Raw genomic sequence first — 10,052 nt, 5'->3', positions numbered from 1 at the left:
GTATCGGCACCCAGTTCACCGGCCTCCATGAAATTGCCCAGGTTCAGTTTGAGAGGCAGACATGCAAATTCGGGAGCATGTCTGGCTCCCAGGGTCAGGGTACGTTTACTGGTAGGCGGAGGTACCACCACCTCCACCCCCAGGTATTCCAGCATGGCCGAAAGGCAGATCCACATATGTCCCATGTGAGGAAAGGTAACCTTCATCATACACTCTCCCTTGCGACATGAAAGTGCCGGCGTTCCATCATATCCAGAAAGGCTTCCAGGCGGGTTACCACTCCGGCTTCTGCCGAATGCTCGTCCAGAGTCAGGTTGAGGAAGGGCTTACCCCGGCGTTTTACCTCCCGGGAGATCAGTTCCCCCGTGAGAGAATCGGGGCCACAGGCAAAGGAAGCTACATGGATGATGCCGTCCACATCCGGATTCTGCAGGTAATACCAGGCAGCCCCGATTATGCGCTGTCCCAGGCTCCAGAAAAGGTGTTTGGGAAGCCTGGCAGCCTGTTCCCGGACCAGGGTTTCCGGCAGGTTATCGGCGCTCCAAACCCGTACCCCGCTCTTTATCAGGCGTTTCAAAAGGTTCATGCTGATGTAAGGGTCGTAGATATTGTATGGGTGACCGATTACGGCCACTGTTGGGCCGCCGCCGGTCTTTTGTTCTTCCGCCACCCCCTGGTAAAGTACTGCCAGCGCCTGTTCGGGGAAGAGCCCTTTTTCCAGCAACCGGATATAGGAGGTCTGGGCGTGCATGGCCCGCCGGTAGGCAAGGTAAATGGCGAGCCGGTTACTTGTGAAGTTGCGGCCCAGGGCGGCAAAGAAAGGGTAAGGATTATCCTTACGGTAAAGATTGAGGTTCGGGTCCAGGAGGGGTGGCAACCCTGAAATTCCACGCCGGACCATGTCCGGAAAGCCCAGAAACTTGGGACATATGTATTCACGGCGGGCTATACTTACCAGCCTGGGCAAGAAAAGCATGTCTACCCGGTCTTTTAAATCAATGACGTGACCAAAAGCCAATCTCACAGGCAGACAGACGTCATCACCAGAGTTATGTAAACCGGCATCCAGAATAGATTTGGTGGTCGGGTTCGAGATAACTACTTCCAGCCCCAGAGCCTCGAAAAAAGTGCGCCATAAAGGTAAGTAATAGTAATAAAGTAAGGCTCTGGGTATACCTACCTTAAGGGTCATGGGACTTACTCCTCTCTTCTTACAATATTTTTAGTATGACCCAAAGGGCGGAAAATAAAACAGCCCCCGGGATGGGGGCTTACCGTTTTCGTGCAGGCTCGGGTACGGCCTGCCGGTATTTGTCCCGGGTTTTCAGGATGCTGGGACGGATGTTTTCTACAGGGACCGGATAACGCACCAGCACTTTCTTCAGAGCCGTCCAGTTAAAGGGGATCAAGGGCCACAGGTAAGGAACCCCGAAGGACCTCGTGGCAGCCAGAAAGGCCAAAGTTGCCAGCGTGGCAATGATAAAACCGGGCAGGCCGGCCACAGCCACGGCTGCCATAAGGAAGAGGCGCACCAGGCGGTTGGCGAGGGAGAGTTCATAACTCGGAGTAAGAAACACCCCTATCATGGCTATGGACGTATATAAAATTACCTCGGGTGCAAACAAACCTACGGAAACGGCAATGTTGCCTATAAGCAGCGCTGCGATCAAGCTGATAGAGACCGACAGGCCCGTGGGAGTGTGGATGGTCGCCATCCGAACCATGTCCACTGAAAATTCGGCAATAATGAACTGGACTATCAGGGGAATGGCGCCAACTTTTTTAGGACCGATGAACTTCAGGGCCGGTGGTAACAGTTCCGGATGCAGGGCGGCTAAAAACCAGAGAGGCAACAGGAAGATGGAAACAGCCACCCCCACGAAACGCACCGTACGCAACCATACACCCACAGAAGGGCTCTGCCGGTATTCTTCAGCATGTTGCAGGTGATGAAAGTAGGTGGCGGGAACTATGGCCACACTGGGAGAAGTATCCACCAGCACCAGGACGTGTCCTTCAAGCAGGTGGATGGCAGCCACGTCCGGGCGCTCCGTATAGCGTACCCGGGGGAAAGGGTTCCAGTAGCTGCCCGGAGTGATCAATTCCTCTACCGCTTTCTCCGCCATGGGCAGGCCGTCAATGTCAATGTGTTTTATCTTTTCCTTGATACTGTCCACCAGGTCCGGGTTGGCCACGTCCTGGAGGAAGCAAATGACTATATCGGTCTTGGACCTCCTGCCCGCCTGGAGGAGCTCCATACGCAGCCTGGGGTCCCTTATACGACGGCGGATAAGTGCGGTGTTGTAGACCAGTGTTTCGGTGAAACCGTCCCGGGAACCCCGAACCACCCTTTCCAGATCAGGCTCCTCGGGCTGGCGGACGGGATAAATGCGGGCGTCAATGATGATGGCTTTGTCTTCCCCATCGATAAGCAGTGCCTGGGGACCTGAAAGCACCTTGTCCACGATGTCCTCCAGGTACTCGACCTGGCTGACCTCGCTGTAGGGAACGTGGCGGTAGAAAAACTTGCGGAAGGTATTTATGGTCACCCCTTCCCGTTCCAGTTCCGCAAGGTGTTCCAGGATAAAGGTCCAATATTGATCGTTGGTCAGGCCATCCACAAAGAGGAGGGCGACCTTAACGCCACCTATATTCAATTCACGCATGAGAACATCGAAACTTTCCCCTATTCCCAGAGCTTTCTTCAGGAACTCAGTGTTCTCTTCCAGCCGTTTTTTGACGGGCGTTTTGTTATTCGAGCCCGCCGGCTGCTGGTTCACACCTGCCGTCTGCTGGGTCATAAGATCACTCCTATCCTTTTGGTCGGAAGGCCAGGGCGGCCAGGTAACCAAAAACGACCGCTGCGGTTATACCAGCGGCTGTAGCGGCCACCCCTCCGGTAAAAGCTCCCAGAACTCCTTTTTGTTTGACCCCGTTTATGGCTCCCTGCGCCAGCATGTGTCCGAAGCCGCTCAACGGTACCGTGGCTCCCGCCCCGGCCCACTTAACCAGGGGCTGGTACAAACCCAGAGCACTTAAAATAGCTCCCCCGGTCACAAAACCCACCAGTACGTGAGCGGGCGTAACTTTATGGCTGGTCAGATCCATCAGGAGCTGGGCAATCACACATAACAGGCCGCCCACGAGAAATGCTTTTAATAAAATCATGTTTCCCCATCACCGTCCTTCTATGACCACGGCATGAGCAATGCCGGGAATAGTATCACCCTGCTGGTAACTGCAAAGGCTGAAAAGGGCTCCGGTTGCAACACCCAGGATACGCTTTAAGCGGCCGGCCTTAATTTCCTGGATCAGGTAACCACAGGTGACCACACCCGCACAGGCGCACCCGCTACCCCCTGCATGGGCATCCTGCTCCGGAGCGTAAATCATGATTCCGCAGTCGGTAAACCGTGTGGAAATGTCATAACCCTTCTGCTGCATTAATTTAAGGGCAAGTTCACGCCCGTAAGTTCCCAGGTCACCCGTGACAAAAAGATCGTAGTAATCGGGCTGCCGCTGGGTATCCATGAGGTGACGGGCCATGGTATCGGCCGCTGCGGGGGCCATGGCCGCCCCCATGTTCATGGGGTCTCCCTGGCCCAGATCAATTACTTTACCTATGGTAGCATGAGTAATCACCGGCCCGTTACCCTGGCGGGCCAGTACCGCCGCCGCCGCTCCTGTTACCGTCCAGGTGGAATACACGGGACGCTGGGTACCCTGCTCCGTGGGATAACGATATTGCCTTTCGGCCGTAGCATTGTGGCTGGATACTCCTACCAGCACATACTCCGCAAAACCACCATCAATGAGCATCGCCCCGAGGGCCAGACCTTCATACATGGTGGCACAGGCCCCGTAAAGGCCGATAAAGGGGATACCCAGATCCCGGGCGACGAAATCAGCGCTGATGATCTGGTTCAAAAGGTCACCGGCCAGCAGGTAGTCGATATTCTGGGGTTGCAGGTTGGCCCGCTGGATGGCATTCTGCATTACTTCTTTGAGCATCCGGCGCTCTGCTTTTTCCCAGGTGTTTTCCCCGTAGTAGTTGTCCTCCACAACCTTGTCAAAAGTATGCGCAAGAGGCCCCTGGCCTTCCTTGCTTCCCACAATAGTGGCCGTTGAGATTATGACCGGCGGATTTTGAAACCAGACAGTTTGCAATCCGTTCTTTTTGGGTGCCGGCAAAGGCTCCACCTCCTACCGGAAGAAGAAGTAGTACAAAAGGGCTACCAACCAGGCTGTAACAATGCCAAACACAAGTACCGGCCCGGCGACGGTGAACAGCCGTGCGCCCACTCCGAGAACCAGACCTTCACCCCGGTATTCCATGGCCGGAGCGACCATGGAATTGGCAAAACCGGTAATGGGTACTATGGTACCGGCACCGGCAAATTTGGCAATCTCATCGTATACCCCCAGCCCGGTAAGCAGAGCGGCTAGGAATACCAGCACCGTGGACGTGGCTGCCCCCGCTTCCGGGAAAGTAAGCCCCCGGGCCTGGAAAAAGTTCAAAAATAGCTGCCCCAAAACACTGATCAGACCGCCCACGACAAAGGCCCAGAAAACGTTACGGCCCACGGTGGGTCGCGGTTGAATCTCCCGGACCATCTTCTGATATTCTTTTTTCTGTATTTCCAGTGGTTGAGAATCTTTTACCTCGGCCATCAGGTCTCACCCCCGGTTGTTATGGTTTCCTCGTTACCACGCGATTATGCGCTCCAAAGGGAGTCCTGAAAAGCTAAAAATAAAGGGGGACACCCTCTTTGGTGTCCCGGTTTTTTGATTAGCCCCGGTGGGCGATTTTGACATTAGCTTTGTACTCAGTAACCCGCCCGTTTTGCACATTGGCAGTCAGGTTGACCACTTCCACGCCTACAATATCGCTGATGGTCTTGGATGCTTCGTCCACAGCTGCCTGGACTGCCGCTTTCCACCCGTTGGGCGACTCGCCTACCAATTCCGAAACCTTGATATGCATAAAGTCATCCTCCTTTGATAAACTTTTTAAAGACTAAAGCTATTATCTACGGTTAAACCGGGTTTTATGCGGTTGGCAAAATTTTTGTTAGAACCCCTTGACAGGTTTACCATGCTCTGTAAGTGAGGAATCCAGCCAGTCCCCGTGAATTTACCGGTGATATAGAAAAAAGCCGGGGGTTGTTAATCCTCCCCCGGCTGCATCATTTCCTTAAGCTTTTTTAACGCCTGTCGTTCCAAGCGGGATACCTGTACCTGGGATAAACCCAGGCGCCTGGCTACGTCTGCCTGGGTTTTATCTTCAAAAAACCGCCACATGAGGATTTTCCTGTCTCGTTCGGGCAGGGACATGAGCAGCTCCTTCACAGCAATATGGTCCAGCCAGGGCACCTCACCTTCTTCCCCATCCTGGAGCTGATCCAGAAGGTATATGGGGTCCCCGTCATCCTGGTGGAGGGTTTCGTAGATGGAAGCAGGTGCCTGGGCCGCTTCCAGGGCGGTAACCACATCTTCCCTGGAGATTCCCAGCTCCGCCGCCACTTCCCCCACCGAGGGTTCCCGGCCCAGCCGCCCGGTAAGGCGTTCCCGGGCCTGCTGTATGCGGTAGGCGGTTTCCTTTACCGACCGGCTGACTTTCACGGGATTGTCATCCCGCAAGAAGCGCCGGATTTCTCCTACAATCATGGGTACGGCATAAGTAGAAAATCTAACGTCGTAGTTTAAGTCGAATTTGTCAATGGCCTTCATCAGGCCGATGCACCCGATCTGGAATAAATCTTCCAGTTCATAACCCCGGTTTTGAAAGCGCCGGACCAGATTGAAGACAAGCTTTAAATTACAATTGATCAACCTTTCCCGGGCGGCCTTATCCCCGGCCCGGGCACGGCGCAGCAGTTCCCGCATCTCTTCGTCGCGCAAAAGAGGGAAGCGGGGTAAATTCATTTCCACCAATCGGGTACTCATGGGGCAGTCACCTCAGTGACCCCCCTGGGAAGCAGCTGCTGCACCCCGGTTGATATTCTTAACCATTGTCACCCGGGTACCCCTGGACGGCCCGGAATCGACATGAAGGCGGTCCATGAAGGACTGCATGAACACAAATCCCAGTCCCATCCGTTCCGGATCGGTGGAATAGGCCGGTTCCAGCGCCTTCTTTACATCGGCAATGCCCTTGCCGCCGTCTTCCACCTTGATCTCCACACCTGTTTCCCTGAGGGTGACAAACACCCTTATAATGCCTGTCGGGGAATTTTCATAACCATGGACAATGGCATTGGCCACCGCTTCGGAAACAGCTACTTTGATTTCCTCCAGGTCGTTTAATGTGAAATCCAGCTGGGAAGCAAAAGCCGCTACGGCCACCCGGGCAAAGGCCACGTTTTCCGGTAAACTTAAAAACTCCATTTTCAGCTGGTTAATCACCTTCATGACAATCCCCCCTCACCCGGCCCTGGCTACAGCTTCTTCTTCCGTGGTATACTCACTCATGATCCGCAGTAACCCCGAGAGTTCACAAATGCGGCGCACATGGGGCTGGAGGCCCACCAGCGAAACCCTGCCCCCTTCCCTGGCCAGGCGCTTGTAGCGGCCAAGGATGACCCCCAGACAGGAACTATCGATATAAGAAACCCGGTTAAAATTAAAAACAAGGTGACGCACCGGGTTTTTACTTAAAGATTCTTCCAGGGTGCGGCGCAGGTAGTCGGCCACTCCCAGGTCAAGCTCTCCCTCCGGCCGGACAAACAGGGTATCCTGTCTGATTTCCAGATCCAGTTCCATCATTAAATCAACTCCTGCCGCTTTTCAAGTAAATATTCAGGGTTTTAAAGAATATTTACGTTTTGACTTCAATACTTCTACGGCAGAACCGGATTTTCCTGCTAAATGTTACCATATATTCTGTCGAAATGCAAATTTTAAGGTGCCCCTCCCGGGGCACCCCGATTTAGCGAACGCCGTACATACGGGTGAAAACTTTTTTGATCTGTTGCAGCAAGCTGGCTTTTTTAACATCGTACCGGGCCACCAGGGGTACCCGTAGCACTTCCTGCCCGTCTTTTTTCACCACACAATAGCCAAGTTGTTGTCCCTTGACCACGGGAGCGGTCACGCGGGATGGTAGTTCCAGGTGGGTGGTGAAGCCACGGTCTTCACCTTTTGGTACGACCACGGTAACCCGGTCTGCAGTGACCACATCCAGCTTGTCAACCGCCCCTTTGCTCACAGGCAGAGCCTTTACTTTAGCACCGGCCGGGTAAATGTTTACAGCCTTGTAGCGGGCGAAGCCATATTTGTACAGTTTGATGGATTCCCGGAAATGGCTTCTGGGTTCAGGAGTACCCAGGACTACCGCAATCAACCGCAGACCATCACGTTCCGCTGAAGAGGCCAGACAATATTTCGCCTCGTTGGTCCAACCCGTCTTGCCCGCATCCACACCTTCATACCATTTGAGCAGCTTGTTTGTATTCCAGAGCTTGAATTTCCCGCCCCGGAGATCATATTCGTAAATGGAGGAGATGCGGCGGAATAGAGGGTATTTCAAACATTCGCGGAGAATAACCGCCATATCGTAGGCTGAAGTGTAATGACCACTGGCCGGGAGGCCAGTACAGTTGACAAAGTGAGTATGTTTAAGGCCCAGCTGTTTGACCCGCTGGTTCATGGCCTCCACAAAGGCTTCCTCACTCCCCAGGACGTGCTCAGCCACGGCCACGCTCGCATCATTGGCTGATCCCACGGCCACGGCGATGAGCATTTCCTCAAAACTGAATTCTTCACCGGGTTCGAGGTAAATCTGTGAGCCGCCCATCTCCCACGCGTTCTCACTGGCCACCACCCGGTCCTTCAGGTTGACCTTGCCCTGTTCCACGGCTTCCACGGCTAAAAGAAGGGTCATGAGCTTGGTCACACTGGCCATTGGCAATTCCTTATCGGGATTTTTAGCCCATAAAACCTTCCCCGTGTGAGCTTCCATAAGTACGGCGGATTCGGCAGTGGTATCCAGCCCGCCGCTGGTGCCCTCCTCTTTTTCTTTTACTGCCCAGGCCGGCAAGGCAAAAGCCACGGTAAATAAACAGATCAACAATGTAGCGAGGACCTTCCGGGCGAACATGCGGTATAAACCTCCTCATATTTTTTTATCCTGATTTTTATCCTGAATCTTGCTGATGATACTCACGGTCCGCCAACGCTCTAGGGATGCTTTGGTGATTGGTACAAAGGGAATATTTCAGCCGCCGGCAGAGACTGCTGGAAATCGTACGCCATCTTGCTCAAGCGGGCGATATCGGCAAAACCCTCCCGGGTTTCTTTTACCCCACTGGACAGAACTACAAGGATGTAAGGCCGCTGGCTAAAAACCACCCCGCAGTCATTTGCTATACCATCCAGGTCCCCTTCCTTATGGGCCACCATGACCTGGTGCGGGAGCAAGCCCGGTAAGCCAACATGAAAAGACGGGTGAGCCAGATCGTCGAGCAGGCGCTGTCCTTCCTGCGGGTGGCGCCGGGCGAAATCCAGGGTGGCCTTCACATAAGCGGCCAGGTCCCGCGCGGTGGTTAAATTTTTACCTCCCGGATAAATAGTACGGCCACCGAGTTCCCGCATATAGGCACAGAAGTTCGACCGGCCCACATGCCTGGCCAGCATGCGAAAGGCCACGTTATCACTTATGGTAACGGCGAGGTTGGTCAGCAAACGCAGGGAATAGGTATCACCGTCCCTGGCTTCGTACCGCAGCACTCCGGAACCGTCTTCATAGTCCGTAGCTTTGCGGTAACTCACCCGGTCGTACCAGTGCATTTTACCCTGCACCACCAGGTCGTTTATGTACAGGGCCATGGGCAGCTTGACCGTGCTGGCTGCCACCATTGGTTTGTCGGCATTAATACCGAAACTGGCACCGGAGGCCAGATCTTCAAAGTAAATGGCAAAATCAGACTTTTTCCCACGGATAAAACTTTCCATCTGTTTTTTCAAGGGTGAGTAATCAACAGACTGCACCTGCACCGGTTGTCCGGGAGGCTGACCGGTGGCCGGTAGACTGCCCCAGGCAGTGAGGGGACAGGTACCAAGACTTAAAGCGAGCAAAAAAACCACCAGGCGTGAAATGTCAACCATGCTGTTTCACCTCCTTATTGCCCTGGAAATAATTAACCACGCCCTGGAGGATTACCCGGGCAGCACGTTCCTGGTAGGCGGGATCGGTTAACCGCCGGGATTCCTCCTCATGGCTCAAAAACCCCACTTCTACTATGACTGCCGGGATGCGAGAATTGCGGCAGACGTAAAAATCGCCGGCCAAAGCCTGGCGCCCGGAGTCTATCAGGTTCCTGTTAAGCTCCACCTGGATGGCTTCGGCCAGCTTCCGGCTTTCCTGAGAACCAACCTGGTAAAAAACCTGTGCTCCGTATTCATCAGGTTCGGAAAAGTGATTCAAGTGGATGCTGAGGAAAATATGAGCACCGCACTTGTTGGCCAGTTCCACCCGGCGGGCCAGGTCGTGGGCTTGTATTCTACCTCCACCGCTACCCCCGGCACCCGCAGGTTCCCTGTCTCCATCCCGGGTCAGCACCACCCGGGCACCTGCATCCCGCAAGACGCCGGCCACCCGCCGGCTGATTTCCATGGCTACGTCTTTCTCTACAATGCCGTGACATCCCACCGCCCCGGGGTCGTCTCCTCCGTGGCCGGGATCAATCACGATCACGCGTCCGGCCAGAGGTTTACTGGAGGGGGCCGCCTCCAACGGAATCCCCACCGAAAACAAGCAGAGAAGAACTATCACGACCACAAAGCGGGCCAGGCTTTTCGCTACAGGATGCAACGCGTATCCACCTCGGCAACTAATCTCAAACCGCTGGATCCCTGCTTTACTTAAGGTTTACAATCACCATGGAATTTATAAGCCGCGGGGAGATCTAGTTTCTGACAAAAATAAAAGGGTTACGAAGTTCCTCCCCTCTTGCTTCCAAAGGGAATAAGGATCTCCGTAACCCGTATGAGCCGGCAGCGAGAAGGCCGTGAGGTTATTACCTCACTTGTCCGGAATTATAGCCGGCAACGCG

12 protein-coding genes and 1 pseudogene are annotated in these 10,052 nt (G+C 54.2%); all 13 read right to left on the bottom strand.

The features are described from left to right. Positions 1–206, bottom strand: a pseudogene (locus ACPLUI_RS06835) (CoA protein activase); the annotation flags it as partial. Then, positions 206–1,192, bottom strand: a complete 987-nt coding sequence (locus tag ACPLUI_RS06830; protein WP_424659521.1) for an acyl-CoA dehydratase activase-related protein — start codon at positions 1,190–1,192, stop codon at positions 206–208. The pseudogene ACPLUI_RS06835 and the gene ACPLUI_RS06830, both read right to left, overlap by 1 nt. Positions 1,193–1,271: 79 nt before the next feature. Beyond that, positions 1,272–2,801, bottom strand: coding sequence for a spore germination protein (locus tag ACPLUI_RS06825; RefSeq protein ID WP_424659520.1), 1,530 nt, complete (start codon positions 2,799–2,801; stop codon positions 1,272–1,274). A gap of 10 nt (positions 2,802–2,811) precedes the next feature. Next, positions 2,812–3,168 carry a stage V sporulation protein AE gene (gene spoVAE, locus ACPLUI_RS06820; RefSeq protein ID WP_424659519.1) on the bottom strand — a complete coding sequence of 119 codons (357 nt, stop codon included), beginning with the start codon at positions 3,166–3,168 and terminating at the stop codon, positions 2,812–2,814. A gap of 9 nt (positions 3,169–3,177) precedes the next feature. Beyond that, a complete protein-coding gene (gene spoVAD, locus ACPLUI_RS06815; RefSeq protein ID WP_424659518.1) occupies positions 3,178–4,191 on the bottom strand; it encodes a stage V sporulation protein AD in 1,014 nt (337 codons plus the stop codon). Between the two features lie 12 nt (positions 4,192–4,203). Further along, positions 4,204–4,671 (bottom strand): stage V sporulation protein AC, encoded by a 468-nt coding sequence (gene spoVAC / locus ACPLUI_RS06810; RefSeq protein ID WP_424659517.1) that lies wholly within the window; start codon positions 4,669–4,671, stop codon positions 4,204–4,206. A 118-nt stretch (positions 4,672–4,789) separates the two neighbouring features. Next, complete coding sequence (locus tag ACPLUI_RS06805; protein WP_013822960.1) at positions 4,790–4,984, bottom strand: dodecin family protein; 195 nt, start codon at positions 4,982–4,984, stop codon at positions 4,790–4,792. Positions 4,985–5,166: 182 nt separating this feature from the next. Beyond that, positions 5,167–5,946 (bottom strand): RNA polymerase sporulation sigma factor SigF, encoded by a 780-nt coding sequence (gene sigF / locus ACPLUI_RS06800; protein WP_424659516.1) that lies wholly within the window; start codon positions 5,944–5,946, stop codon positions 5,167–5,169. Between the two features lie 12 nt (positions 5,947–5,958). Further along, on the bottom strand, positions 5,959–6,411 hold the full coding sequence (gene spoIIAB / locus ACPLUI_RS06795; protein ID WP_424659515.1) for an anti-sigma F factor: 453 nt from the start codon (positions 6,409–6,411) through the stop codon (positions 5,959–5,961). Positions 6,412–6,423: 12 nt separating this feature from the next. Further along, positions 6,424–6,765, bottom strand: coding sequence for an anti-sigma F factor antagonist (spoIIAA, locus tag ACPLUI_RS06790; RefSeq protein WP_424659514.1), 342 nt, complete (start codon positions 6,763–6,765; stop codon positions 6,424–6,426). A 163-nt stretch (positions 6,766–6,928) separates the two neighbouring features. Continuing rightward, positions 6,929–8,098, bottom strand: coding sequence for a D-alanyl-D-alanine carboxypeptidase family protein (locus ACPLUI_RS06785; RefSeq protein WP_424659513.1), 1,170 nt, complete (start codon positions 8,096–8,098; stop codon positions 6,929–6,931). An 80-nt stretch (positions 8,099–8,178) separates the two neighbouring features. After that, positions 8,179–9,105 carry a serine hydrolase gene (locus tag ACPLUI_RS06780; RefSeq protein WP_424659512.1) on the bottom strand — a complete coding sequence of 309 codons (927 nt, stop codon included), beginning with the start codon at positions 9,103–9,105 and terminating at the stop codon, positions 8,179–8,181. Next, the gene (locus ACPLUI_RS06775) at positions 9,098–9,811 is read right to left on the bottom strand and encodes an N-acetylmuramoyl-L-alanine amidase family protein (RefSeq protein ID WP_424659511.1); all 714 of its coding nucleotides are present in this window, start codon (positions 9,809–9,811) and stop codon (positions 9,098–9,100) included. The genes ACPLUI_RS06780 and ACPLUI_RS06775 overlap by 8 nt, the downstream gene beginning before the upstream one ends. Between the last annotated feature and the right edge of the window lie 241 nt (positions 9,812–10,052).

Origin of the sequence: Desulfofundulus sp. (assembly GCF_049701015.1) — a bacterium.
GTDB lineage: Bacteria > Bacillota > Desulfotomaculia > Desulfotomaculales > Desulfovirgulaceae > Desulfofundulus.
Note: the sequence above shows the minus strand (reverse complement) of the source record. Positions and strands in the feature narration are given on the sequence as shown.